The 24,302-nt window shown below is 68.8% G+C and carries 22 protein-coding genes and 1 pseudogene; 9 read left to right on the forward strand and 14 right to left on the reverse strand.

What is annotated here, in order from left to right; genetic code table 11:
- Nucleotides 1-4 precede the first annotated feature (4 nt).
- The 4 genes from GSE44_RS05140 to GSE44_RS05155 are packed head-to-tail and all read left to right on the forward strand — an operon-like array spanning nt 5 to nt 3,768.
- Complete coding sequence (locus GSE44_RS05140) at nt 5-1,057, forward strand: ABC transporter substrate-binding protein (protein ID WP_159347716.1); 1,053 nt, start codon at nt 5-7, stop codon at nt 1,055-1,057.
- Nucleotides 1,054-1,911: an ABC transporter permease gene (locus GSE44_RS05145; RefSeq protein ID WP_201305936.1), complete on the forward strand. Its 858-nt coding sequence runs from the start codon at nt 1,054-1,056 to the stop codon at nt 1,909-1,911. Before GSE44_RS05140 ends, GSE44_RS05145 begins: the two co-directional genes overlap by 4 nt.
- Before the next feature lie 4 nt (nt 1,912-1,915).
- On the forward strand, nt 1,916-2,704 hold the full coding sequence (locus tag GSE44_RS05150; protein ID WP_159347717.1) for an ABC transporter permease: 789 nt from the start codon (nt 1,916-1,918) through the stop codon (nt 2,702-2,704).
- Nucleotides 2,701-3,768: an ABC transporter ATP-binding protein gene (locus GSE44_RS05155; RefSeq protein WP_159347718.1), complete on the forward strand. Its 1,068-nt coding sequence runs from the start codon at nt 2,701-2,703 to the stop codon at nt 3,766-3,768. The genes GSE44_RS05150 and GSE44_RS05155 overlap by 4 nt, the downstream gene beginning before the upstream one ends.
- A 30-nt stretch (nt 3,769-3,798) precedes the next feature.
- Here the strand turns inward: GSE44_RS05155 and GSE44_RS05160 are convergent, their stop codons facing one another.
- The 13 genes from GSE44_RS05160 to GSE44_RS05220 all read right to left on the reverse strand — a co-directional run bounded on the left by GSE44_RS05160 (nt 3,799) and on the right by GSE44_RS05220 (nt 19,401).
- Entirely contained in the window at nt 3,799-4,509 is a 711-nt protein-coding gene (locus tag GSE44_RS05160; protein ID WP_159347719.1) for a metal-dependent hydrolase, read from the reverse strand.
- Between the two features lie 89 nt (nt 4,510-4,598).
- The gene (locus tag GSE44_RS05165; RefSeq protein ID WP_159347720.1) at nt 4,599-4,880 is read right to left on the reverse strand and encodes a formate dehydrogenase subunit delta; all 282 of its coding nucleotides are present in this window, start codon (nt 4,878-4,880) and stop codon (nt 4,599-4,601) included.
- Nucleotides 4,877-5,695 (reverse strand): formate dehydrogenase accessory sulfurtransferase FdhD, encoded by an 819-nt coding sequence (gene fdhD / locus GSE44_RS05170; RefSeq protein ID WP_159347721.1) that lies wholly within the window; start codon nt 5,693-5,695, stop codon nt 4,877-4,879. Before fdhD ends, GSE44_RS05165 begins: the two co-directional genes overlap by 4 nt.
- Nucleotides 5,676-8,525 (reverse strand): formate dehydrogenase subunit alpha, encoded by a 2,850-nt coding sequence (gene fdhF / locus GSE44_RS05175; RefSeq protein ID WP_159347722.1) that lies wholly within the window; start codon nt 8,523-8,525, stop codon nt 5,676-5,678. Before fdhF ends, fdhD begins: the two co-directional genes overlap by 20 nt.
- A 13-nt stretch (nt 8,526-8,538) precedes the next feature.
- Complete coding sequence (locus GSE44_RS05180) at nt 8,539-10,086, reverse strand: formate dehydrogenase beta subunit (RefSeq protein ID WP_159347723.1); 1,548 nt, start codon at nt 10,084-10,086, stop codon at nt 8,539-8,541.
- Entirely contained in the window at nt 10,083-10,586 is a 504-nt protein-coding gene (locus GSE44_RS05185; RefSeq protein ID WP_159347724.1) for a formate dehydrogenase subunit gamma, read from the reverse strand. Before GSE44_RS05185 ends, GSE44_RS05180 begins: the two co-directional genes overlap by 4 nt.
- 101 nt (nt 10,587-10,687) lie before the next feature.
- Nucleotides 10,688-11,584: a LysR family transcriptional regulator gene (locus GSE44_RS05190; protein WP_159347725.1), complete on the reverse strand. Its 897-nt coding sequence runs from the start codon at nt 11,582-11,584 to the stop codon at nt 10,688-10,690.
- 64 nt (nt 11,585-11,648) lie between these two features.
- The gene (locus tag GSE44_RS05195; RefSeq protein WP_159347726.1) at nt 11,649-13,226 is read right to left on the reverse strand and encodes an ABC transporter substrate-binding protein; all 1,578 of its coding nucleotides are present in this window, start codon (nt 13,224-13,226) and stop codon (nt 11,649-11,651) included.
- Between the two features lie 43 nt (nt 13,227-13,269).
- Nucleotides 13,270-14,481, reverse strand: coding sequence for an imidazolonepropionase (hutI, locus tag GSE44_RS05200; protein ID WP_159347727.1), 1,212 nt, complete (start codon nt 14,479-14,481; stop codon nt 13,270-13,272).
- Complete coding sequence (hutH, locus tag GSE44_RS05205) at nt 14,474-15,970, reverse strand: histidine ammonia-lyase (protein ID WP_268893624.1); 1,497 nt, start codon at nt 15,968-15,970, stop codon at nt 14,474-14,476. The genes hutI and hutH overlap by 8 nt, the downstream gene beginning before the upstream one ends.
- The gene (gene hutU, locus GSE44_RS05210) at nt 15,967-17,643 is read right to left on the reverse strand and encodes a urocanate hydratase (protein WP_159347728.1); all 1,677 of its coding nucleotides are present in this window, start codon (nt 17,641-17,643) and stop codon (nt 15,967-15,969) included. The genes hutH and hutU overlap by 4 nt, the downstream gene beginning before the upstream one ends.
- 7 nt (nt 17,644-17,650) lie before the next feature.
- Nucleotides 17,651-18,421, reverse strand: coding sequence for a UTRA domain-containing protein (locus tag GSE44_RS05215; RefSeq protein WP_159347729.1), 771 nt, complete (start codon nt 18,419-18,421; stop codon nt 17,651-17,653).
- Between the two features lie 5 nt (nt 18,422-18,426).
- On the reverse strand, nt 18,427-19,401 hold the full coding sequence (locus tag GSE44_RS05220; protein ID WP_159347730.1) for an isopenicillin N synthase family dioxygenase: 975 nt from the start codon (nt 19,399-19,401) through the stop codon (nt 18,427-18,429).
- Between the two features lie 189 nt (nt 19,402-19,590).
- On the opposite strand from GSE44_RS05220, the gene GSE44_RS05225 reads away from it, so the two are divergent.
- From GSE44_RS05225 to GSE44_RS05245, 5 genes are read left to right on the forward strand one after another with little or no spacing between them, the layout of a single operon-like run.
- Nucleotides 19,591-20,424 (forward strand): transporter substrate-binding domain-containing protein, encoded by an 834-nt coding sequence (locus tag GSE44_RS05225; RefSeq protein WP_159347731.1) that lies wholly within the window; start codon nt 19,591-19,593, stop codon nt 20,422-20,424.
- A 6-nt stretch (nt 20,425-20,430) separates the two neighbouring features.
- Nucleotides 20,431-21,066: an amino acid ABC transporter permease gene (locus GSE44_RS05230; RefSeq protein WP_159347732.1), complete on the forward strand. Its 636-nt coding sequence runs from the start codon at nt 20,431-20,433 to the stop codon at nt 21,064-21,066.
- Nucleotides 21,063-21,719 (forward strand): amino acid ABC transporter permease, encoded by a 657-nt coding sequence (locus GSE44_RS05235; protein ID WP_159347733.1) that lies wholly within the window; start codon nt 21,063-21,065, stop codon nt 21,717-21,719. Before GSE44_RS05230 ends, GSE44_RS05235 begins: the two co-directional genes overlap by 4 nt.
- Nucleotides 21,720-21,729: 10 nt before the next feature.
- Nucleotides 21,730-22,560, forward strand: a complete 831-nt coding sequence (locus tag GSE44_RS05240) for an amino acid ABC transporter ATP-binding protein (RefSeq protein WP_159347734.1) — start codon at nt 21,730-21,732, stop codon at nt 22,558-22,560.
- Nucleotides 22,557-23,918 carry a formimidoylglutamate deiminase gene (locus GSE44_RS05245; protein ID WP_159347735.1) on the forward strand — a complete coding sequence of 454 codons (1,362 nt, stop codon included), beginning with the start codon at nt 22,557-22,559 and terminating at the stop codon, nt 23,916-23,918. Before GSE44_RS05240 ends, GSE44_RS05245 begins: the two co-directional genes overlap by 4 nt.
- A 143-nt stretch (nt 23,919-24,061) precedes the next feature.
- Here GSE44_RS05245 and GSE44_RS26375 read toward each other — a convergent pair.
- A pseudogene (locus GSE44_RS26375) lies at nt 24,062-24,268 on the reverse strand (CatB-related O-acetyltransferase); the annotation flags it as partial.
- Nucleotides 24,269-24,302: the final 34 nt, after the last annotated feature.

Below are 24,302 nucleotides of genomic sequence, written 5' to 3' on the forward strand. Positions count from 1 at the left end.
AAGGATGGCACAGAAGGGCTTCACCCGCCGCGCGACCCTGACCCTGGGTGCCGGCACCGTGGCGGGTCTCGCCACGCCGTATTTCCGGCGCGTCCGCGCGGCCGAGGTGCTGCATGTCAACACCTGGGGCGGCATCTGGGAACGCGCCGCGATCAAGAACCTGTTCGAGCCCTTCACCAGGGATACGGGCATCGAAATCCGCCCGGTATCCCCGGTCTCCTTCGCCAAGCTGGCCCAGCAGGTCCGCAGCGGCGCCTATGAGTTCGACGTCACCACCCTGGGCGCCGGCGAGATCATCCGCGCCAACCAGGCGAACCTCGTGGAGAAGCTGGACAACACGGATCTGGTGAAGAGCCCGCCCTTTGCCGGCGCCGCCTTCCAGAATGGCGCCAGCAGCCACGCCTTCGCGACGGTGATCGCCTACCAGAAGTCCAAATATCCGAATGGCGGTCCGCAGAACTGGGCCGAGTTCTGGGACACGCAGAAATTCGCCGGCTCCCGCTGCATGCAGCGCTATGCCTCGCGCATCCTGCCGATCGCCCTGGCTGCCGATGGCGTGCCGACAGAGAAGCTCTACCCGCTGGACCTCAACCGCGCCTTCCGCAGCCTGGACAAGATCAAGCCCGCGGTGCGCGTGTGGTGGACCCAGGGCCAGCAGTCGCAGCAGCTCCTGCGGGACGGCGAGATCGACTGCATCGCCCTCTGGCACGCCCGCACGCTGGAGCTGATCGACCAGGGCCAGCCGGTCGAGATCGTCTGGAACCAGGCGCAGATCGAGCGCGCCTATTGGGTTGTCGCCCGCGGCACGCCCAACCGCGACAATGCCTTGCGCTTTCTCGAGGCCGCAATCCGTCCGGAGCGTGTTGCCGGCTTCTGCCGGGATTCGCTGAACGGCCCGCTGAACCCCGCGGCCTTCAACCATGTCAGCGCCGCCGAGGCAGCGCGCATGCCGACGGCCCCCGCCTACAAGGACAAGGTGTTCGAGCAAGACATCCTGAACTTCGGCGGTGACGTGAACGCCGCGACCCAGCGCTTCGAGCGCTGGATCGGCACTTGAGCGCCGCCGTCACCGCCAGCCCGGAGAAGCAGGCAGGAGGGAGCAGCCTGAAGTCCTGGCTGCTCCTCGCGCCGCTGATGGTCTTCCTGGCGGCCTTTTTCCTCGTTCCGCTTGCCCAGGTGGCGGTGATGAGCGTGACCGATCCCGAGTTCGGCTTCGGCCATTACGTGGACATCGCGACGGATGGCTTCCATCTGCGCGTGCTGCTCGACACCTTCCTCACCGCGCTGGTCGTCTCGCTCTGCTGCCTGCTGCTCGGCTTCCCGCTGGCCTATGCCATGGCCGCCGCGCCGGGCGGCATGGCGGCCGCCATGATGGTGGTGGTGACGATGAGCTTCTGGACCAGCTTCCTCGTCCGCACCTATGCGTGGATGGTGCTGCTCGGCAACCGTGGCCCCATCGCGCAATTCGTCCAATGGCTAGGCTTCGAGGCGCCGGAACTGCTCTTCACCCGCTTCAGCTCCACCGTGGCGATGACGCATATCCTGCTGCCCTACATGGTCCTCAGCCTCTACGGCGTGCTGAAGCGCATCGAGCCCTCGCTGCCGCGCTCCGCGGCAAGCCTCGGCGCCACGCCGCTCTCGGTCATCCGCCATGTCGTGCTGCCGCTGGCGGCGCCCGGCATCGCGAACGGCCTCACTCTCGTCTTCGTCCTCTGCCTCGGCTTCTACGTCACGCCCATCCTGCTCGGCTCCCCGCGGGAGCAAATGGTGGCGGGTGTGATCGGCCAGCAGGTGGAGGAGTTCCTGGCCTTCGGCGAAGCCTCCGCCATGGCGATGGTGCTGCTGGCCAGCACGCTCGTCGTGCTGGGCCTCTATCACCGCCGCTTCGGCCTCGACCGGCTCTGGGGCTGACGCGATGCGCCTGGCACTCATCCTTCTCGGCGCGCTCGTGCTCGCCTTCGTCGCGACCCCGCTCTTCATTGTCGTGCCGATGTCCTTCAGCACGGCCGTGTCACTGGAGTTCCCGCCTCCCGGCTGGTGGACGGGCTATTACAGCGCCTATTTCAGCGATGCCCGCTGGACGCGCCCGACGCTGAACAGCCTCGGTATCGCCGCGGCCGTCTCCATCCTGACGGTGCTGCTCGTCACCCCCGCCACCTTCGCCCTGGTCCGCCACCGTTTCGCGGGTAAGGGGCTGGTGAACGTGATGCTGATGCTGCCGCTGGCCGTGCCGCATATCGTCATGGCCATCGGCTACTACGCCTTCCTGGCCGATATCCGCCTGTTGCAGACCTTCCCGGGTATCATCCTGGCCCACACTGCCCTTTCGGTGCCCATGGCCTTCCTGGTGCTCTCGGCCAACCTCAAGGGCTTCGACCGCAGCCTGGAGCGCGCGGCCATGTCGCTCGGCGCGAGCCCGGCCGCCACCTTCCGCCATGTCACCCTGCCCGTGCTCTGGCCCGGCTTCGCCGCCGCCGCCCTCTTCGCTTTCGTGCAGAGCTTCGACGAGACAGTGGTCGCCCTCTTCATCTCCGGGCGCGACACCGAGACCCTGCCGCGCAAGATGTTCGACAGCATCCGCACCACGGCGGACCCGGTGATCGCCGTTGTCTCCACCCTGCTTTTCCTGGCCGTCGCCGCGCTGGTGATCGTGCCCGTCCTCTGGCGCACCCTGTCGCGCCGCCGATCGGAATCCCGCCCGTGACCAAGCCCTATCTGGAGCTGAAAAACCTTTCCAAGAGCTATGACGGGCGCAGCCGTGCGCTGGACAGCGTGAACCTGACAGCGGGGAAGGGGGAGTTCATCACCTTCCTTGGCCCCAGCGGCTCGGGGAAGACCACCACGCTGATGCTCATCGCTGGCTTCGAGGCGGCGAGCGAGGGCGAGATCCTGGTCGATGGCGTCTCCATCGGCCGTGTCCCACCGCACAAGCGCGGCATCGGTATCGTCTTCCAGAACTACGCCCTCTTCCCCCATCGCACGGCGCTGCAGAACGTGATGTTCCCGCTGCAGATGCGGAAGTTGCCCAAGGCCCAGGCGACGGAAAAGGCGCGCGCCATGCTCGCCCTGGTCGGGCTAGAGCATTTCGCCGAGCGCCACCCGCGTGAAATGTCGGGCGGCCAGCAGCAGCGCGTGGCCCTGGCCCGCGCCCTGGTCTTCGACCCGGCGCTGCTCCTGCTCGACGAGCCGCTCGGCGCGTTGGACAAGAACCTGCGCGAGAACCTCCAGATCGAGATCAAGCGCATCCAGCGCAGCCTCGGCGTCACCACCATCTTCGTGACGCATGATCAGTCCGAGGCCATGGCCATGTCAGACCGCATCGTGGTCTTCGAGGGCGGCCGCTTGCAGCAGGCCGGCACACCGCTTGATGTCTATGACCGCCCGGTGAACGACTTCGTTGCCCGCTTCGTTGGCGATAGCAACCTGCTGCCCCTGCGCCTCACCGACCCTGCCGCCGGCACCGGCGAGATCCCCGGCATTGGCCCCGTGCGCCTTCCAGCGCAGCCCGGCCGGCGCGCGGGCGAGGCCGCCACCCTGCTGCTCCGCCCCGAGGTGCTGGGCCTGGCGGCGGAGGGCGCCGCCAACACCTGCCGCATGCAGGTTGAAACCGTCGTGCATTTCGGCGACAGCGCGCTGATCATCGGCCGTGCCGGAGAGACGCCGCTGCGTGCTCGCCTGCCCGGCCTCGCTGCCCAGGGCATCGCCGAGGACAGTGAGATCGCCCTTTCCTGGAACCCCACGGCCGGGCACCTCATCCCGGCCGCGTGAAAGGCGGGGCGCCTCCGGCGCCCCGCAAGCTCAAACCTCGAAAGCCTCGCCCGGCTTCACCACGCGCACCCGCTGGCCCTGGTCTCCCATCTCGCGAACGAAGTCATCCGCCGACTGGGCGAGGATCGGGAAGGTGGCGTAGTGGCAGGGCACCACCACCGGCACATCCGGCAGGAAGCGGCGCATGGCCAGCGCCGCGCCACGGGCGCCCATGGTGAAGCGATCACCCATCGGCACCATCGCCACCTTCGGCCGGTACATCTCGCCAATCAGCGCCATGTCGGAGAACACGTCGGTGTCGCCCATGTGGTAGACGGTCGGCTGGCCCTGGTCCTTCGGCGTGATCACCACCCCGTTCGGCAGGCCCAGGTCCTGGAGCACGCCGTTTTCATCCATCGCCGCCGAAGAGTGGAAGGCGATGGTCAGCGAGACGGTGAACTCGCCCTGGTCCGTGGTGCCGCCCGTGTTCATCGGGTCGAGCTTCTTCAGGTCCTTCCGGCCGAAATACTGGCACAGCTCCGCATTCGCCACGACCTTCGCGCCCGTCGCGTTCGCAATGGCGGCCGTGTCGCCCGTGTGGTCTCCATGCCCATGGGTCAGCACGACATGGGTGGCGCCCTTCGATGCTTCCTCGACCGTGCCCTTGAAGCTGCCGTTGCCCGTCAGGAAGGGATCGATCAGCACCACCGAGCTGCCGAATTCCAGCCGGAAAGCCGAGTGCCCGAACCAAGTGATCTTCATGCGGTCCTCCTCGCCAAGAGGCAGAAGGTGTAGCGAGGGGAGGGGGGCTCCGCCAGAAGCCCCCGCGCAAAAGCCCGTGGGCCGGCCGTTCAGCCGGCATCGCTGCCCAGCTGGCCCACCTGTTCCGGGCCGGCTGTTTCCTTCTGGATCGGGCTCTCACCTCTGGCTTCGGCACCGAAGGCCTCCAGCACCAGCGGATCGAGCCCTTGCCCACCCGCCGCGATGCGGGCCTGCAGCCCCTCCCGCATAACCCGGCTCCAGAAGGACCGGATGTGATCGGCGATTCCCGCCCGCGCCTCTTCCGGCGGGTAGGAGCGGAAGAAATCCGCCATCTGGTTGGCCATGCGGACCAGCTTCTCGTCGCCGCTCATGTCCCGACCGCCTGCCGCACGCGGTCCATGCCATGAAACACCGAAACCGTGTCCCGCCGCGCCACCGCTACCAGGTTCATGTCCAGCGCCCGGGCCCGATCCAGCGCCAGCGCCGTCGGCGCCGAGATCGCGATCAGGGTCCGCGCGCCGATCGATGCCGCCTTCTCCACCAGCTCGAAGGAGCAGCGGCTGGTGACGATGACGAAGCCATCCGCGGCCTGCACGCCGCCGCGCATCAGCGCCCCCGCCAGCTTGTCCAGCGCATTGTGCCGCCCGACATCCTCGCGCACCACAACCAGCGAGCCATCTGCCCGTGCGAAGGCGGCCGCATGAACCGCCCGCGTCTCGTCATTCAGCGGCTGCGCTTCCTCCAGCGCCGCCAGGGCCCTGCGAATGGCCGGCACGTCGATGGCCGGCGCCGCGCCCTCGGGGCGCAAGGCCTGCGGCATCTGGTCCAGTTCCTCGATGCCGCAGAGCCCGCATCCCGTCCGCCCCGCGATCGACCGCCGCCTCGCCAGATGCAGGGTCAACGCACCAGGGGCGAGGCGGATAGCCAGCCGAAGCCCGCGCGCCTCCTCCTCCACCGCAACCTCCCGGATGCCCGCCGCATCCGTGATGATCCCTTCCGTCAGGCTGAAGCCATAGGCAAAATCATCGAGATCCGAGGGCGTCAGCATCATCACGGCGAAGGGAACCGAGGAATAGACGAGGCTGACCGGGACTTCCTCCGGCACCGCGCGCTGCACGGGCCGGATGTCACCATCCGCTCCCACCACCAGCGCATCCGTCGGCCGGCTACTCGGCGGCAGGAACATCAAACCTCACCTCGATCCGCTTCAAAGTGCTCTCGCCCGCCGCAAACTCCTCCTGCCAGGCCGAGGGCTGGTTCGTCCGCCGCACCTGCACCGCCGTCACCTTGTATTCCGGGCAATTCGTCGCCCAGTCCGAGTAGTCGGTGGTCACCACATTCGCGCCCGTCGCCGCATGGTGGAAGGTGGTGTAGACGACCCCCGGCTGCATCCGCTCGCTGACAACAGCGCGGAGAGCGATCTCGCCTGAGCGGCTTTCCAGCGCCACCAGCTCCCCATCCCGGATGCCGCGATGCTCGGCATCGAAGGGATGGATCTCCAGCACATCCTCCCCGTGCCAGCGGCTATTCTCCGTCCGCCGCGTCTGGGCGCCCACGTTGTACTGGGACAGGATGCGCCCGGTGGTCAGGATCAGTGGGAAGTTCACCCCCGTGCGCTCATCCGTCGGCACGAAGTCCGTGATCATGAAGCGGCCCTTGCCACGCACGAAGCGGTCCACATGCATCATCGGCGTGCCCAGCGGCGCAGCCTCGTTGCAGGGCCACTGCACTGAACCCACCGCCTCCAGCTTCGCATAAGACACGCCGGCGAAGCTCGGGGTGAGCCGCGCGATCTCGTCCATGATCTCGGAGGGATGGCGGTATTCCATCGGAAAGCCCAGCGCATTGGAAAGCGCCATCACCGCCTCCCAATCCGCCAGCCCACCCAGCGGCGCCATCACCCGCCGCACGCGGTTGATGCGCCGCTCCGCATTGGTGAAGGTCCCGTCCTTCTCCAGAAAGGAGGAGCCGGGCAGGAAGACATGGGCGTATTTCGCCGTCTCGTTCAGGAACAGGTCCTGCACGATGACGCATTCCATCGCCATCAGCCCTGCGGTGACATGTTTCGTGTCCGGATCCGACTGCGCGATATCCTCGCCCTGCACATAGAGGCCCTTGAAGCGCCCACCCACGGCTTCATCCAGCATATTCGGGATGCGCAGCCCCGGCTCGGCCGAAAGCGGCACGCCCCAGATCGCCTTGAACATCTCCCGCGTCGCATCGTCCGACACATGGCGATAGCCCGAGAACTCATGCGGGAAGGAGCCCATGTCGCAGGCCCCCTGCACGTTGTTCTGCCCGCGCAGGGGGTTCACCCCCGCGCCGAGCTTCCCGATATTGCCGGTCGCCATCGCCAGGTTCGCCATGGCCATCACCGTGGTCGAGCCCTGGCTGTGTTCCGTCACCCCCAACCCGTAATAGATCGCCGCCGCCCCGCCCGTGGCATAGAGCCGCGCGGCCTCCCGCACGCGCTGCGCCGGCACGCCGGTCACCGGCTCCACCGCCTCCGGCGAATTCCGCTCCTGCGCGATGAAGCGAGCCCAGCTCTCGAATTCCGCCAGGTCGCAGCGCTCGCGGACGTAATCCTCCGCGACCAGCCCCTCCGTCACCACCACATGCGCCATCGCATTCAGCAACGCCACATTGGTGCCCGGCAGCAGCGGAAGGTGATGCTCCGCCTGGATGTGCGGCGACTTCACCAGGTCGATCCGCCGCGGATCAGCCACGATCAGCCGCGCCCCCGCCCGTAGCCGCCGCTTCATCCGGGATGCGAAGACCGGATGCGCATCCGTCGGATTGGCGCCGATCACCAGGATCACATCCGCATGGTCCACCGAGGCGAAGTCCTGAGTCCCGGCGGAGGTCCCCAGCGTCGTCTTCAAGCCGTAGCCGGTGGGCGAGTGGCAGACCCGCGCGCAGGTATCGACATTGTTGTTGCCGAAGGCCCCACGGATCATCTTCTGAACGAGGAAGGTCTCCTCATTGGTGCAGCGCGAGGAGGTGATCCCCCCGATCGCCTCCTGCCCGTACTTCGCCTGGATGCGCCGCAGCTCGGAGGCCGCGTGGCTGATCGCCTGCTCCCAGGAAACCTCCCGCCAGGGATCGGTGATCCGCGCCCGGATCATCGGCTTTGTCTTGCGGTCCTTATGCGTGGCATAGCCGAAGGCGAAGCGCCCCTTCACGCAGGAATGGCCCTCATTCGCCTTCCCGTCCTTGTACGGCACCATCCGGACAAGTTGGTCGCCCTTCATTTCCGCCTTGAAGGAGCAACCCACGCCGCAATAAGCGCAGGTGGTCACCACCGAATGCTCGGGCGTGCCGAGCGCAATCACCGACTTCTCGTTCAGAGTCGCCGTCGGGCAGGCCTGCACGCAGGCACCGCAGGAGACGCATTCCGAGGACATGAAATCCGTCCCCCCCGGCGACACCTTGGAGTCGAACCCACGCCCCTCCATGGTCAGCGCGAAAGTGCCCTGCACCTCCTCGCAGGCCCGGATGCAGCGCGAGCAGGCGATGCATTTGGACGCCTCGAAGGTGAAATACGGATTGCTCTCGTCCTTGGGCTCGCGCAGGTGGTTCGCGCCCTCATACCCGTAGCGCACCTCGCGCAGCCCCACGGCGCCCGCCATGTCCTGCAACTCGCAATCGCCATTGGCCGAGCAGGTCAGGCAATCGAGCGGATGGTCGGAGATATACAGCTCCATCACCCCGCGCCGCCGCTTGGCAATGGCGTCATTCTGGGTGTGAACCACCATCCCATCCTCGGCGGGGGTGGTGCAGGAGGCCGGGAAGCCCCGCCGTCCCTCGATCTGCACCAGGCAGAGCCGGCAGGATCCAAAGGGCTCCAGGCTGTCCGTCGCGCAGAGTTTGGGGATCTTTGTCCCCAGCGTCATCGCCGCCGCCATCACGGAGGTCCCGCGCGGCACCGCCACCGCATGCCCATCGATGGAGAGCGTGACGGTGTCCGCCGCCAGCCGGATCGGCGTGCCGTAATCGGTTTCCTGGATCAGGGCCATCGGTCCGGCTCCTTCACGCCGCCGCCCGGGCGGCGACGTCGAAATCCTCGGGGAAATGCTTGAGCGCGCTGCCGACGGGAATGGGCGTCAGCCCGCCCATGGCGCAGAGCGAAGCATCGGTCATCAACTCCAGCAGATCATCCAGAACGGCCAGGTTCTTCTCCGGCTGCACCCCCGCCTTGATGCGGTCCATCACTTCCATGCCGCGCACGGCGCCGATGCGGCAGGGCGTGCACTTCCCGCAGCTCTCGCCCGCGCAGAACTCAAAGGCGAAGCGCGCCTGCCGGGCCAAGTCCACGCTGTCGTCGAACACCGTCACCCCGCCATGGCCGAGCAGCCCTCCGGCCCGCGCGAAGGCCTCGTAATCCATCGGCGTGTCGAGCAGCGCTTCGGGGAAATAAGCGCCTAGCGGCCCGCCCACCTGCACCGCACGGAAAGGGCGCCCGCTTGCAGTGCCGCCGCCCCAATCCTCGATCACCGCGCGCAGCGGCAGCCCGAAGGGCAGCTCCACCAACCCGCCACGCCGCACATTCCCTGCAATCTGCACCGCCAGCGTGCCCAGAGACCGCCCGGTGCCGAACCCCGCATAAGCCTCCGCCCCGTGGGCCATGATCCAGGGCACGGCGGCGAAGGAGAGCACGTTATTCACAACGGTCGGCTTGCCGAACAAGCCTTCGACCGCCGGCAACGGCGGTTTGGCGCGCACCACGCCGCGCTTGCCCTCCAGGGAGTTCAGCAGCGAGGTCTCCTCGCCGCAGATATAGGCCCCCGCGCCGACGCGGACCTCCATGTCGAAGGCCCGGCCGGAGCCGCCCACATTATCGCCCAGCCACCCGGCGCGCCGCGCCGCCACAATGGCCGCGCGCATCGCTCGCACCGCGTGGGGATATTCGGAACGCGTGTAGATGAATCCCTTCGTCGCCCCTACGGCAATGGCGGCGATCGCCATGCCCTCGATCAGGCAGAACGGATCGCCTTCCATCAGCATCCGGTCCGCGAAGGTCCCGCTGTCACCCTCATCGGCGTTGCAGACCACATATTTCCGGTCGGCCGACGCCAGCCGCACGGTGTTCCACTTGATCCCCGTCGGGAAACCTGCCCCGCCGCGCCCGCGCAGGCCGGAGAGCTTCACCGTATCGACGATCGCCTCGCCCGACATGGCGAGCGCCTTCTCCAGCCCCACGAAGCCGCCATGCGCCCGGTAATCCGCCACCGACACAGGATCGACGACGCCACAGCGCGCAAAGGTCAGCCGCGTCTGCCCGGCGAACCAGGGATGCTCCTCCGGCCGGCCGACCCGCAGCGCATGCGCGCCGCCCTCCGGCAACCCCGCATCGAACAGCCCGGCCACATCGCCCGCCTTCACCGGCCCGTAGCCGATCCGCCCCTCGGGTGTCTCCACCTCCAGCAGCGGCTCCAGCCAGACCGCGCCGCGCGTGCCCGTCCGCACCACATCCAGCACCACGCCACGACGCGACGCCTCGGCCTGCAGCGCCCGCAGCACGGCTTCGGCGCCCAGCGCCAGGGCGGCGGCATCCTGCGGCAGATAGATCCGCATCATGCCCGCCGCGCCTCCAGCACCATATTATCCAGGGCCGCAGCATCCAGCCGCCCGACAGGCTCCCCATCCATCAGGGCCGCCGGCGCGCAGGCGCAGAGGCCCAGGCAGAAGGCCGGCTCCACCGTCAGCCTGCCATCCGCCGTGGTGCCGCCCCACTCCACCGTCAGCCGCCCAAGCAGCCCGGCGGACAGCGCATCCGCCCCCATCGCCTGGCATGCCTCGGCCCGGCACAGCTTGAGCACATGCCGTCCCGGCGGGGCCGCCCGGAAGTCATGGTAGAAACTCACAACCCCATGCACTTCAGCGCGAGAGAGGTTCAGCGCCTCCGCCACCATTGGCACCGCCTCATGCGGAACGCAGCCGAACTCTTCCTGCAACGCATGCAGCACCGGCAGGCAGGCACCCTCCAGCCCGGCATGGGCGGCAATGATCTCCACGGCCAGGGCTTCATCCCAATGGGGGGTAGGCAAGGGGCGTAACTCGGCACTCGGCGCGGACATGCGTTCCCCACGATCCGGATTTTGTCGTCTCGCGCTACAATGCGTCACCGGAAGCCGTTTAGATCAAGAAGGCTTTCCCGTGCTGTGATCGAAAAAACCTATCAAGCCTCTCCCCGCTCCTCCGATATCCGGCGCGCCTCGGCCAGCAGGGCCGCGGTCAGCGGTGGCATCGGATCATGCTGCGGCACCACCAGCCCGATCCGGTACTGCGCCTCGGGCGAAACCAGCGGGATCGCCTGCAGCCCGCCAGCCGCGCCAAGGGTGCTCGCCACGCTCTCCGGCAGCACCGTCATCCAAGCCCCGGTACGCACATGCGCGATCAGCGTGACGATAGAATTGGATTCCACCGTCGCCTCCACCGTTACCCCCGCCTGCTGCATCAGCTGGTCCATGATCCGCCGGTTCTGCATGTCCGGCGTCAGCAGGCAGAGCGGCTGTCCTGCCAGCTCTGCCCAGGCCACCGAGCCCCGGTTGCTCCAGGCTGAGCCTGCCGGCACCACCAGCCGGTAGCGCTCCGTATAGAGCGGCACGCTCCGCACCCGCCCGATCGGCTCGTTGCCGATATAGGTGATGCCTGCATCCGCCTCGAAATTGCCGAGCATCTCCGTCACCGCCACCGAGGTGGAGGAGAGGATGGTAAAGCGGATCCCCGGATGTCGCCTCCGGCAGGCCAGGGTCAGCGCCGGCACCATGGCCAGCGCCGTCGGGATCACCGCCAGCCGCAAATGCCCCGCCAGCCCGCCCCGCGCCACCCGCAGCTCCTGCCGCATGGTCCGCACATCGCCAAGCAGACGCTTGCCCCATTCGACGACCTTCTCCCCCTCCGGCGTCAGCCCCTGGAAGCGGGAGGAGCGGTGCACCAGCAGCACGCCCAACTCCGTCTCCAGCTGCTTGATCCCGGCGGAAAGGGTCGGCTGCGCCACGCCGCAGGCCTCCGCCGCGCGGCGAAAGTTCCGCTCCCGCGCGACGGCGACCAGATAGCCCAGCTTGTCGATCATGCCCCCTCCCGCAACCTGCCATGAGAGGGAAGGAGAGGCGCCGCCGGCAAGCCCCCGCGCGGCTTCAGCGCGCCGTCACCCGCGTCGCCAGCGTGCCCTCGTCGAAGCCCGCCTCGTAGCGCAGGCCCTTGCGCGCCGCCCAGGCCCAGCCCGCCGTATAGAGGGGGATGACGCCGAGATCCGCCATCGCCCCCTCCATCGCCTTCTGCTGCGCCTCCCGCCGGCGATCAGGGTCGATCGTTGCCGCTGCCGTCTCGATTAGCCGGTCCACCCCCGCATTGGCATAGCGCCCGCGGTTGAACCCGCCATAGCCCCGCGCCTCGTCCACCGAATGCAGCGCCTGGCGCATCACCACCAGATTGTCCCCGATGCTGCCCCAGCCATTCAGCAACAGGCTGGCGTCGAAGCGCGTCATGCGCGCGTAGAAGACGGAAGGCGGCTCCGCCTCCACCCCGGTCTGGATGCCGATGCGGTTCAGCATCTGCGCCACCGCCTGGCAGGTCTGCCGGTCATTCACATAGCGCCCGCTGGAGCAATGCATGGTGAGCCGGAACCCATTTGGATACCCCGCCTCCGCCAGCATCCGCCGTGCCCCCGCCGGATCGAACGCGGCGGGCGGGATGCGTTCCGAATAGCCGAACATTCCCGCCGGCGCCGCCTGGTTGGCCGGGCTCGCCATGCCCTCCATCACCCGCTCCACCAGCGCCGGCCGGTTGATGGCGGCCGAGATGGCACGCCGCACCTCGATCCGCCGCAGCGGATTGGGCGTCAGCGGCGCGCCATCCGCCCCCGTGACGAAGGGCGAAGTTTCGCGCGACAGGTCCGGCACGAGGAACATCGTCCGGTTGCCGTCATGCTGGAACACGGAGGCCCGCGCATCCTGGCGCAGCTTCGCCACATCCGCCGTGGCGACCTTGTCGATCACATCCGCGCTGCCAGATAGCAGCGCCGCCAGCCGCGACGCATCGCTCGGGATGGGCCGGAAGGTCACGCTCTCCCATTCCGGCGCCGTCCCATAATAGGTAGGGTTCCGCTGCAGCTCGAGGCGGTCGCCGGGAATCCAGCGGATCGCGCGATACGGCCCGGTGCCGATCGCCGCATCGCCGCGGTTGAACCGCTCCGTCGCAGCATCATCCCCCAGGGCCGCGGAGACGATCCGCACCCGCGCGAGATCGGCGATCAGCAGCGGATAGGACGTCTCCGTCCGCAGCCGCACCCGATGGAGCCCGACAACGGTCACATCCTTCACGGCGCGCACATACGGCGCCACCGTGCCCGCCGGGTTGCGGATCGCCATGGCCCGCCGCAGCGAATAAGCCACGTCCTCCGCCGTGAAGGCGCGGCCATCGGAAAAGGTCACCCCCTCCCGCAGGTCGAACTCCCAGGTCGTGTCGTCGATGGTTCGCCAGGCAGTGGCGAGATCCGGCACGATGTTCAGCGCCGCATCCATCACGACGAGGCTGCCATAGACATGCTGCTGCATCGCCGCGCTGGTGAAGGTCGGCGCCACATGCGGATCGAGGGAGGTCAGGTCGGTCTGCAGAGAGATCGTGAGCGACTGTGCCCCCGCCAGACCCGGCGCCAGCAGCAGCGCCGCACCCAGCACCACCCGCCGCGCCGCCAGAACTGCCCATCCCGCCATCGCCATCACTCCCGCCGGCGTGCGGCCATCGAACCCCGTGCCGCTACGCGTCCCGCCCCGCCACCACGCGCCCGGCGCAGGGATTGCCGCCGAGCCAGTAACACAGCTCGGCCGGTGCGCCGATCCGGTAGAGCGCGAGGTCACAGCGCATCCCCGGCGCCAGCATGCCACGATCCTTCAGCCCCAGCGCCGCCGCCGCATGGCGCGTGACACCCAGCAGCGCCTCCTCCACCGTGAGCCGGTAGAGGGTGCAGGCCATATTCAGCATCAGCAGCAGGGACCGCGCCGGGGAGGAGCCGGGATTCATGTCGGTCGCCACCGCCATCCGCACTCCTGCTCTCCGCATCGCCGCGATGTCCGGACGCCGTTCCTCCCGGATGAAATAGGTCGCGCCCGGCAGCAGAACCGCCACCGTCCCGGCCGCCGCCATCGCCGCCAACCCCTCGGGCGAGGCATGTTCCAGATGATCGGCCGACAGCGCTCCGAAGCGCGCCGCCAGCGCCGCGCCGCCGAGATCGGACAGCTGGTCCGCATGCAGCTTCACCGGCAGCCCCGCGTGCCGTGCCGCCTCGAACACCGCCGAGGTTTCCTCTGGGGTAAAGCCGATCCGGTCGCAGAAGGCATCCACTGCATCCACCAGCCCTTCGGCCGCCAGCGGCGCGATCATCCCCGCCGCCAGCTCGGCATACTCCCCCTGCCGTCCCTTGTATTCCGGCGGCACCGCATGCGCCCCGAGGAGGGAGGTCACCACCGTCGCCACGCGCTCCCGGGGCAGGGCGCGAGCGACGCGCAGCATCCGCCGCTCCGTCTCCAACTCCAGCCCATAGCCGGACTTCACCTCGATGGTGGTCACGCCCTCCGCCAGCAACGCATCCAGCCGCGGAAGCGCGGCAGCCAGCAGGGCATCCTCATCCGCCCCCCGCGTGGCCCGCACGGTCGAGAGGATGCCGCCCCCCTCCCGCGCGATCTGCTCATAGGTCACGCCCGAGAGGCGGCGCTGGAACTCCTCCGCCCGGTTGCCGCCGAAGACGAGATGCGTGTGGCAATCCACCAGCCCCGGCAGCACCCAGGACCCGCCGCAATCCACCACCGGCGCATCATGCGCCGGCAACACGGCGCGCGGCCCTACCCAGGCGATCCGCCCATCCTTCGCCGCCACCGCCCCGTCCGGCACCACGCCGAGTCCGTCGGACCCCATGCCCGAGGCCATGGTGCAGAGCGCGGCATTCACCCAGACACGGTCGAACTCAGCCATCGACCAGCGCGGCGAACCGCCCCCCGTCGATCAACCCGGCCACCGCCGCGATATCCGGCGCCATGAACCGGTCCGCATCCCAGGCCGCCGCCACACCGCGCACCATCCCATGCGCCGCCTCCAGCGCGTCCGAGGAGCGCAGCGGCCGGTGGAACTCGATGGCCTGGGCAGCCGCCAGCAACTCGATCGCCAGGATGTCGCGCAGGTTCGCCGCCATCGGCAGCAGCCGCAGCGCCGCCCCGGTGGCCATGCTCACATGGTCCTCCTGGTTCGCCGAGGTGGGCAGGCTGTCCACGCTGCGCGGATGCGCCAGCGCCTTCTGCTCGCTCGCCAGCGACGCTGCCGTCACCTGCGCGATCATGAAGCCGGAATTGAGCCCGCCTTCCCGCACCAGGAAGGCCGGAAGTCCCGAAAGCGCCGGATCGGTCAGCAACGCGATCCGCCGCTCCGAAAGCGCCCCGATCTCCGCCAGCGCCAATGCGATATGGTCGGCCGCGAAGGCCACCGGCTCCGCATGGAAGTTCCCGCCGGACAGGACCTCACCCTCCGCCGTCACCAGCGGATTGTCGGTCACCGCATTCGCCTCCCGCTGCAGCACGGAGGCCGCATGGTCGAGCGCGTCCAGGCACGCCCCCATCACCTGCGGCTGGCAGCGGATGGAATAGGGATCCTGCACGCGCGGATCGCCCGTTCGATGGCTCTCGCGGATCGCGCTTCCCCCCATCAGCCCGCGCAGCGCCTCTGCCGCCCGGATCTGTCCCGGCTGCCCGCGCAGCGCATGGATGCGCGGATCAAAGGGGGTGTCCGACCCCCGGACCCCCTCCGTGCTCATCGCCCCCGCCACCAGCGCGGTCTGGAACAGGTCTTGCGCCCGGAACAGCGCGACCAGGGCAATGGCCGTGGAAACCTGCGTGCCGTTCAGCAGGGCCAGCCCCTCCTTCGGCCCCAGCGGCAGGGCCGAAAGCCCCACCCGCGCCAGCGCCTCCGCCCCCGGCACCACGGTGCCATCCACCAGCGCCTCGCCCTCGCCGATCAGCACCATGGACAGATGCGCCAGCGGCGCCAGATCGCCTGAGGCCCCCACCGAACCCCGCGCCGGGATCACCGGCAGCACATCGGCCTCCAGCAACCGCAACAGCGCATCCACCGTTTCCTCGCGCACCGCCGAAGCCCCGCGCGCGAGCGACAGCGCCTTCAGCGCCAGAACCAGCCGCACCACCGGACGGGGCAGGGGCTCGCCCACGCCCGAGGCGTGGCTCCGCACCAGATTCAGCTGCAATAGCAGTAGCGCATCCGGTGGTATCCGCGTGCCCGCCAGCTTCCCGAAGCCGGTATTGACGCCATACATCACCTCGCCCGCCGCCAGCCGCGCGGCCAGTGCCGAATGGCTCCGCCGCACCGCCTCGCGCCAGCCCTCGTCCAGGCGAAGGGCCCCGGCCTCCATCACGCTCCGCAGTTCCGCGAGAGTCGCCCCGCCCGCCGCGGTCACGGCGTCACCATCGGCAGGTCCAGTCCCATCTGCCGCGCCCAGTCCTTCGCGATGTCATAGCCCGCATCCGCATGCCGCATCACGCCGGTAGCGGGATCGTTCCACAGCACCCGCTTCAACCGCCGCGCGGCATCCGCCGTGCCATCGCAGACAATCACCATCCCCGCATGTTGCGAATACCCCATGCCCACGCCGCCGCCGTGATGCAGCGAAACCCAGGTGGCGCCCGACGCCGTGTTCAGCAGCGCGTTCAGCAGGGGCCAGTCGGAGACGGCATCGGACCCGTCCAGCATCGCCTCCGTCTCCCGGTTCGGCGAGGCGACGGAGCCGCTATCCAGATGATCCCGCCCGATCACGACAGGAGCCGAAAGCTCGCCCTTCGCCACCATCTCGTTGAAGGCGAGCCCAAGCTTGTGCCGCTGCCCGAGCCCCACCCAGCAGATCCGCGCCGGCAGCCCCTGGAAGGCGATGCGCGCCTGCGCCATGTCCAGCCAGCGGTGCAGATGCGGATCGTCGGGAATCACCTCCCGCACCTTTGCATCCGTCTTGCGAATATCCTCCGGATCGCCGCTCAGCGCCGCCCAGCGGAAGGGGCCGATCCCCTTGCAGAACAGCGGCCGGATGTAGGCCGGCACGAAGCCCGGGAAGCCGAAGGCGTCCTGCAGCCCCTCATCCTTCGCCATCTGCCGGATGTTGTTGCCGTAATCCATGACGACCGATCCCATTCGCTTCAGGTCCAGCATCGCCTGCACATGCGCCACCATGCTGCGCTTTGCGGCAGAGGCCACCGCCTTCGGGTCCGTCTCGCGCTTGGCGTGCCATTCCTCCAGCGTCCATCCCGCCGGCAAATAGCCGTTGGAGGGATCATGCGCGCTGGTCTGGTCCGTCACGATATCCGGCACCACCCCGCGTCGCACCAGCTCGGGAAACACTTCCGCCGCATTGCCCAGAAGCCCGACGCTGATCGCCCGCTTCTCCGCCGTCGCGCGCCGGATCATCTCCAGCGCCGTGTCGAGGTCATCCGCCCGATAATCGAGATACCGCGTCTCCAGCCGCTTCTCGATCCGGCTTGGCTGGCACTCCACCGCCAGCACGCAGGCACCCGCGAAAACCCCCGCCAGCGGCTGCGCCCCGCCCATGCCACCCAGCCCGCCCGTCAGGAGCCAACGCCCGGAAAGATCCCCGCCGAAATGCTGCCGCCCGGCCTCCGCGAAGGTTTCGTAGGTCCCCTGCACGATCCCCTGCGAACCGATATAGATCCAGGACCCCGCGGTCATCTGCCCGTACATCATCAGCCCCGCGCGATCGAGCGCGTTGAACTGTTCCCAATTTGCCCAGGCGGGCACCAGGTTGGAATTGGCGATCAGCACGCGCGGCGCATCCGCATGCGTCTCGAACACCCCGACCGGCTTGCCGGACTGCACCAGCAAGGTCTGCGTATCCTCCAGCCGCCGCAGGACGTCGCAGATCATCTCATAGCTGCGCCAGTCCCGCGCCGCCCGCCCGATGCCGCCATAAACCACTAGAGCGCCCGGATTCTCCGCCACCTCGTCATCCAGGTTGTTCATCAGCATCCGCAGCGGTGCCTCCGTCACCCAGTGCCGGGCGGAACGCTCGCTGCCCCTGGGGGCGCGGATCGCCGGCGCGTTGCGGAAGCGGGATGTGTCGCTCATGCGATCCTCAGTGGCTGAAATGCCCGCCGGGGCCGTCCTGCATCCGGTAGCGGCCGGAAAGCTCGAAGCGGCTGGCGGGCTGGGTCAGGCGGGAAAAGGTCGTGGCCTCGCCGCGGCGGAAGGTGCGGCGCCGGATCACCAGGCAGGGATCGCGCGACCCCACCGCCAGCAGCCGCGAGAGCCGCGCGCCCGGCAGGATTGCGGTGACGGCCTGCTCCATCTCCGTCACCTCGCCCGTCTCGCGAAGGAACTCATAGGTCGCGCGGGCGGAGAAATCCTGCTCCGTATAACCCGCCGCATAGCCGGGCCGGATGAAGCGCTCCTCCAGCTGGATCGGCAGCGCGTCTCCCTTGTGCAGGATCGCCGAGCCTGGGAGGCGTCCGCCGCGCGGCAGGCCCAGCGCATCCGCCGCCTCATCCGTCAGAGCCACGGAACCGAGCGACAGCACCTCGCAGGACCATTCCATCCCGCGCGCGCGAATTTGCTCGACGATGCTCTCGATGCTGGACAGGCCGGTGCGCGGCTTGCCTTCCGCCACGAAGGTGCCGACGCCCGGCACCTTCCGCAGCCGCCCCTCCCGCGCCAGCTCGGCAAAGGCGCGGTTCACCGTGATGCGGGAAACCCCCAGCATCGGCCCCAGCTCGTTCTCGCTCGGGATGCGCGCATGCACGCTCCATTCGCCCGAGGCGATGCGCGACAGGACGAAGTCCTTCACCACCTCGTAGCGCGGCTTGGGCGCCTCGGCCCCCTTTGGCTTGCGCCCTCCACCATCCGGCATTGGGATCAGCCCGCCGCCGACAGCGTCTTGCGATAGCCGAAGGCTTGGTCGAAGCGGTTGAGAATATGCTGCCCAGCCGTGATCGGCTCGTAGCGGGCCTCGCCCGCTGGCGTGCCCAGCTCGCGCGGATCAATCATCGCGCCGAAATCCGGGTCGTGGAAGGTCGCGATCGACATGCGCTCCCGCCCGCTGCGGTTCACCACCCGATGCGGCGTGGAGGCGAAGCGGTCGTTGCTCCAGCGCCCCAGTAGGTCGCCGACATTCACCACCAGCGTGCCGGGCAGGGGAGGGGCGTCGATCCAGCCGCCGCTCTGCCGCTCCCGCACCTGCAGCCCGCCATTGCCATCCTGCCAGAGCAGCGTGATGCAACCGAAATCGGTGTGCGGCGCCACGCCGAACACCTCCTCCTCCGCCCCCACATGCTGCGGCGGGTAGAAGATCGCCTGCGTCCTCTGCAGGGGCTTCCGGTAGCGCGAGACGAAGAACTCCTCATCGAGCCCGAGGCTCACCGCCACCGCCCGCGTCAGCCGCGCGCCCAGCGCCATCATGGCCTCGTAATAGGCGGACATGGCCGGCTGCAGGGCAGGGACGAAATCCGGCCACTGGTTCGGTCCGCGCAATGCCTCTCCGGCGAGCACGGAAGGGTCATCCTCCGGCAGCTCCAGCCCCATGGAGAAGAACTCCTTCCGGTCGGTGTTCTTCGCCCCCTCCATCAGCGCGCCGCCCATGGCATGCCAGCCCCGGTGCCGCTTGTTCGCGCGCACCAGCGCCTTCAGCTCGGCGGGAAGGTGGAAGAAGTCCCGCGAAGCCGCCACGGCCGCGTCGATCACCGTCTCCGGCACGCCGTGCCCGGACACGTAGAAAAAGCCCGGCCCCATGCAGGCTGCCCGGATCGCCGCCGCCACCTGCGGCACGGCATTTGCTGATCCCTGGTTGAGCCCCGACACATCGATCACGGGAAGAGAGGTCGTGCCAGTCATCCGCTTCGCCTTCAGCCCGGCCCGGGAAACGGGATGCCCCTTGATCGACCGGCCCGCCGATGCTTACGGTCATAGCCTGTCATGTCAAGTTGAACCGCATCGGCGCGGGCGCTTCGGAATGGTCGACGTCCCATCATCGGGCGCCCCAGGACCAGGTGGTCCGGGCACCGCCTCCGCAGGAGAACCAGGATGAGCATCACCCGACGCCACCTCGGCGCCGCCACCCTTGGCACCGGCCTCGCCGCCGCCTTCGTGCAGCGCGCCGCCGCTAACAACCTCGAGAAAGCCAAGCGCGCCGGCGAGCTGACCATCGCCACCGAAATGCACTTCGCCCCCTTCGACTTCACCGAAGGCGGCCGCCAGACCGGGCTGAACGCCGAGCTCTTCGCCGAATTCGGCAAGGAGATCGGCGTGAAGATCATCTTCCAGGACCTGCCCTGGCCCGCCGTGCTGCCCGGCCTGGAAGCAAGCCGCTACGATCTGGTCGGCGGCCCCGCCACCATCACCAAGGCCCGCGCCGAGCGCTACCGCTTCTCCGTTCCGGTGGCGGAGGCCACGGTCGCCCTGCTGAAGCGCACGAATGACAGCAGCATCACCAAGCCGCAGGACATCGCCGGCAAGCAGCTTGGCGGCGCCACCGCCACGGCGCAGCTCGCCCAGTTCCAGGCCTTTGTCGCGACGCTTCCCGGCACCACCCCGCCGATCCGCGAATACCAGTCCTTCTCCGAGGCCTATGCGGATCTCGCCGCCGGCCGCGTCGCCGCCGTTGCCAACTCGTTGCCCAATATCGCTTATGTCGCGAAGCAACGCCCGAACGTCTTCACGGTCGTGCAGCCCCCCTTCGGCGCAAAGTCCTACTTCGGCTACATCAGCCGCAAGGATGCGGATTCCGCCCCGCTGATGGATGCGCTCGACGCCACCATTGTGAAGATGCGCAACGATGGCCGCCTGGCCGCGCTGCAAACCAAGTGGTTCGGCCAGGCCTTCGAAACGCCCGATAAGGCCGTCGAGCCGACGGTCTGACCGGCATTGGACTGGGCCTTCATCCAGGAGGCACTGCCCGCGCTGCTGCGCGGGGCGGTCGCCACGGTGGCGGTGTCGCTCGCCGGCATCGCGCTGGGATTCGTGGCGGGGGCGGCCATCGCCGCCGCCGCCACCTCCGGCGCGCGCGGGCTGCGCGCCTTCGCCATGGTCTATATAAGCTTCTTCCGTGGCGTGCCGCTGCTGGTGCAACTCCTCCTCGCCTATTATGCGCTGCCCTTCCTCGGCATCGACATTCCGGCCATCGTCGCAGCCGTGGGCACGCTCGGCCTATGCTGCGCCGCCTATATGGCCGAGATCCTGCGGGGCGGCCTCGCCACCGTCCCATCCGGTGCGGTGGAAGCCGCGCGCCTGCTGGGGCTGACACGCGCGCAATCCTTTCTCCGCATCCGGCTGCCCATCGCCGCCCGCGCCATGCGTCCGGCGATCGTGGGGGAGGCGATCATGATCATGAAGGCCTCCTCCCTCGTCTCCATGGTCGGCATCCTGGAGCTGACGCGCGCCTCCCAGGCGCTCGCCTCGTCCACCTTCATGCCGCTGCAATCCTACGCGCTCTGCGGCGTGATCTACCTCGTCATCAACTTCGTGCTGATGGCCGTCGCATGGCAGAGGCGCCAGGCATGAACGTGGTCACCGAAACCCTCGGGGCCGTGGCGCGCGGCCTGCCGCTCACCGTCGGCATATGGCTCGCCTCCGTCGCCACCGGCCTGCTCGCCGGCGTGCTTGTCGCCTGCGCGCGGCATTTCGGCCCGTGGCTGGTGAACGCCGTCCTCGCGATGCTGGTCGAGATCGTGCGCGGCGTGCCCTTCGTCGTGCAGGCCTTTCTCCTCTATTACGGCGGCCCCTTCATCGGCCTGGACCTGACGCCCATCCTCGCCGGCTGGCTCGCCCTTTCCATCTACGCCACCGCCTATTTCAGCGAGGTTTTCCGCGCCGGCTTCCTCGCCATCCCTCCGGGCCACACCGAAGCCGCGCGGCTGCTCGGCCTGCGCACCAACCAAACCATCACCCGCATCCTGCTGCCGGAAATGGCGCTCTCCGTGCTGCCCGCCCTGGCCAATCTCGCGGTCATCCTTATCAAGGAAACCGCCATCCTCTCCATCATCACCGTGCCGGAACTGACCTTCACCGTCTCCGGCGTCGGCAGCGCCACCTTTGCCTTCGCGCAGACCGTGGCCGCGCTGGCATTGAGCTACTGGCTGCTGGTGGAACTCACCGCCTATGCCGCGCGTCGCCTGGAACGCGGCATCGCCCGTGCCACGCTCGGCACGGCCTGAGGGACGAGCCATGACCGCACCCTTCCTCCTGGCCGAGAAGCTGGAACGCCGCGTCGGCGATACCCAGATCCTCGCTGGTATCGATCTCTCCGTGCAAAAGGGCGAGGTGGTCGGGCTGATCGGCCCCAGCGGATCGGGCAAGTCATCCCTGCTTCGCTGCATCGCCGGGCTCGATCCGCTCACCGGCGGCCGCGTGCTGGTGGAAGGCCGCACGCCCAGCCCGGGCGACGGCACAGTCGGCATGGTCTTCCAGCAGTTCAACCTCTGGCCGCACCTGACCGCGCAGGAGAACGTGGCCCTCGCGCTCCGCCTGGTCCGCAAGCTGAGCCGCGCAGGGGCCGCCGACAGCGCCCGCACCATGCTGGACCGTGTCGGCCTGCTGAAATTCGCCGATCGCCGCCCCGCCCAGCTCTCGGGCGGCCAGCAGCAGCGCGTTGCGATCGCCCGCACCCTGGCGATGGAACCCCGCCTCATCCTCTTCGACGAGCCCACCGCCAGCCTCGACCCCGAGCTGACGACGGAAGTGCTGGACGTCATCCGCGGCCTGGCGGAAACCGGCATGACCATGCTCGTCGTCTCACATGAAATGGGCTTCGTCGCCTCCGTCGCCTCCCGCGCGGTGTTCCTCGATCATGGCCGCGTGCTGGTGGACGGCCCCGCAAAGGCAGTCTTCCGCGACGCCGAGGAACCACGCCTGCGCCGCTTCCTCGCCACCTATCTCCAGCGTGTCGCCTGGGCACCTGAGCCGGAACCCGCAACCGGGAGCCCCGTGCTGCTGGAAACCGTCGCGAACCCGCCAGGGGAGGGGATGCCGCTCACCAGCCCGGAGGCCGGCGCATGACCACCTTCCACGCTGCCCACGCCCTTCTCCCCGGCGGCTGGGCACAGGATGTCACCATCATCGCCGACGCTGCGGGAACCATCACCGCCGCCACGCCCGGCACCGCGCCACCGCCCGGGGCCGAATGCCTGCCTGGGCATGTGATCCCCGGCCTCCCGAACATCCATTCCCACGCCTTCCAGCGCGCCATGGCCGGCGCCGCCGAGCGCCGCTCCCCTGCCGGCCGCGACAGCTTCTGGACCTGGCGCGAAACCATGTACCGCTTCGTCGCCCGCTTCACGCCTGACGACATGGAGGCGGTCGCCGCACAACTCCATGCCGAATGCCTGGAGCACGGCTTCACCCAACTCGCCGAGTTCCACTACCTGCACCATCAGCCCGACGGCACGCCCTATGCCGACCGTGCCGAAATGTCCCTCCGACACCTCGCCGCCGCGCAGCAGTCCGGCATCGGCCTGACGCTGCTGCCCAGCCTCTACCGGCATGGCGGCATCTTCGGCGCCGATCCCAATCCGGGCCAACGCCCGTTCCTGAATGACCTGGACGGCTTCCATGCCATTCTCGAACGCAGCGCCTCGGCCATGCGCGACATGCCCCGCACTCGCCTCGGCATCGCCCCGCATTCGCTGCGCGCCGTCACCCCAGCCATGCTTTCGGCGCTGGCGGACCATCCCGGCCCCATCCACATCCACGCCGCCGAGCAGGTGAGGGAGGTGGAGGAATGCATCGCCGCCACCGGCGCGCGACCCGTGGAATGGCTACTGCACAACGCGGCCATCGACCCGCGCTGGTGCCTCATCCACTGCACCCACCTGACCAAGGCGGAGAGCCTGGGCCTCGCCCGCAGCGGTGCCACCGCCGGCCTCTGCCCCACCACCGAAGCCTCGCTCGGCGATGGCATCTTCGACCTGCCGACCTATGACGAGGCCGGCGGCCAGATCGCGATCGGCACCGACTCTCATGTCGGTACCGCCCCGCGTGAGGAATTGCGCCAGCTCGAGACATCGCAGCGCCTGCGTTCCCTCGGCCGCTCCGTCGCGACCAACGCATCCTCGCCGCATCCCGGCCGCGCGCTGCTCGATGCCGTGCTGGCGGGCGGTGCCCGCGCCGCAGGTGCCCCGCTTGGAAGCCTTTCTCCAGGCGCACGCTGCGATCTGGTGGAACTGGACGACACCCACCCCACCCTTACCGCGCATGAGGGCGACGCGCTGCTCGATGCCTGGATCTTCTCGGGACAGTCTAACCCCGTGCGCACCACCGTCGTTGCCGGCGAAGTACTGGTGCGCGACGGTCAGCACCGCGCGCGGGACGCCATCTCGGCGCGCTTCCGCCAGGTAATGCCGCGCCTGACGGCCTGACGCGGCGCGTCGTCAGGCGTCGCTCAGCAGCGCTTCCAGCTCCGCGGCGAGATCAACCCGCTGTCGATCTTGGCCTCGAGCCCATCCATGAAGGCCTGCATGTCCGTCGGGTCGAGGTCGTGCAGATCCGTGAACTTGAAGCGCCACCAGGCCAGCGACAGAAGGCGCGCGATCGTCTCCTCGTCAAACCTGTAGCGGATGATCTTCGCCGGGGAGCCAGCAACGATCGCATAGGGCGGCACGTCCCGCGTCACGAGCGCCCGCGCCCCGATCACCGCCCCGTGCCCCACGGTAATGCCGCGCTTCAGCAGCGCACCGGCGCCAATCCAGACATCATTCCCGATCACCGGCGCCGCCTTCAGCACCTTGAACGGACGCACCGGA

It is taken from the genome of Muricoccus harenae (genome assembly GCF_009848505.1).
Classification (GTDB): Bacteria; Pseudomonadota; Alphaproteobacteria; order Acetobacterales; family Acetobacteraceae; genus Roseomonas; species Roseomonas harenae.

Excerpts from the sequence above, each read along its gene's own strand:
- GSE44_RS05220 (WP_159347730.1), bottom strand. The coding sequence starts at position 19,401 with ATGACTGGCACGACCTCTCTTCCCGTGATCGATGTGTCGGGGCTCAAC.
- hutI (WP_159347727.1), bottom strand. The coding sequence starts at position 14,481 with ATGGCTGAGTTCGACCGTGTCTGGGTGAATGCCGCGCTCTGCACCATG.
- GSE44_RS05150 (WP_159347717.1), top strand. The coding sequence starts at position 1,916 with ATGCGCCTGGCACTCATCCTTCTCGGCGCGCTCGTGCTCGCCTTCGTC.
- GSE44_RS05235 (WP_159347733.1), top strand. The coding sequence starts at position 21,063 with ATGAACGTGGTCACCGAAACCCTCGGGGCCGTGGCGCGCGGCCTGCCG.
- fdhD (WP_159347721.1), bottom strand. The coding sequence starts at position 5,695 with ATGTTCCTGCCGCCGAGTAGCCGGCCGACGGATGCGCTGGTGGTGGGA.
- GSE44_RS05160 (WP_159347719.1), bottom strand. The coding sequence starts at position 4,509 with ATGAAGATCACTTGGTTCGGGCACTCGGCTTTCCGGCTGGAATTCGGC.
- GSE44_RS05195 (WP_159347726.1), bottom strand. The coding sequence starts at position 13,226 with ATGGCGGGATGGGCAGTTCTGGCGGCGCGGCGGGTGGTGCTGGGTGCG.
- hutU (WP_159347728.1), bottom strand. The coding sequence starts at position 17,643 with ATGAGCGACACATCCCGCTTCCGCAACGCGCCGGCGATCCGCGCCCCC.
- GSE44_RS05225 (WP_159347731.1), top strand. The coding sequence starts at position 19,591 with ATGAGCATCACCCGACGCCACCTCGGCGCCGCCACCCTTGGCACCGGC.
- GSE44_RS05215 (WP_159347729.1), bottom strand. The coding sequence starts at position 18,421 with ATGCCGGATGGTGGAGGGCGCAAGCCAAAGGGGGCCGAGGCGCCCAAG.
- GSE44_RS05140 (WP_159347716.1), top strand. The coding sequence starts at position 5 with ATGGCACAGAAGGGCTTCACCCGCCGCGCGACCCTGACCCTGGGTGCC.
- GSE44_RS05190 (WP_159347725.1), bottom strand. The coding sequence starts at position 11,584 with ATGATCGACAAGCTGGGCTATCTGGTCGCCGTCGCGCGGGAGCGGAAC.
- GSE44_RS05240 (WP_159347734.1), top strand. The coding sequence starts at position 21,730 with ATGACCGCACCCTTCCTCCTGGCCGAGAAGCTGGAACGCCGCGTCGGC.
- fdhF (WP_159347722.1), bottom strand. The coding sequence starts at position 8,525 with ATGGCCCTGATCCAGGAAACCGATTACGGCACGCCGATCCGGCTGGCG.
- GSE44_RS05245 (WP_159347735.1), top strand. The coding sequence starts at position 22,557 with ATGACCACCTTCCACGCTGCCCACGCCCTTCTCCCCGGCGGCTGGGCA.
- GSE44_RS05180 (WP_159347723.1), bottom strand. The coding sequence starts at position 10,086 with ATGATGCGGATCTATCTGCCGCAGGATGCCGCCGCCCTGGCGCTGGGC.
- GSE44_RS05185 (WP_159347724.1), bottom strand. The coding sequence starts at position 10,586 with ATGTCCGCGCCGAGTGCCGAGTTACGCCCCTTGCCTACCCCCCATTGG.
- GSE44_RS05165 (WP_159347720.1), bottom strand. The coding sequence starts at position 4,880 with ATGAGCGGCGACGAGAAGCTGGTCCGCATGGCCAACCAGATGGCGGAT.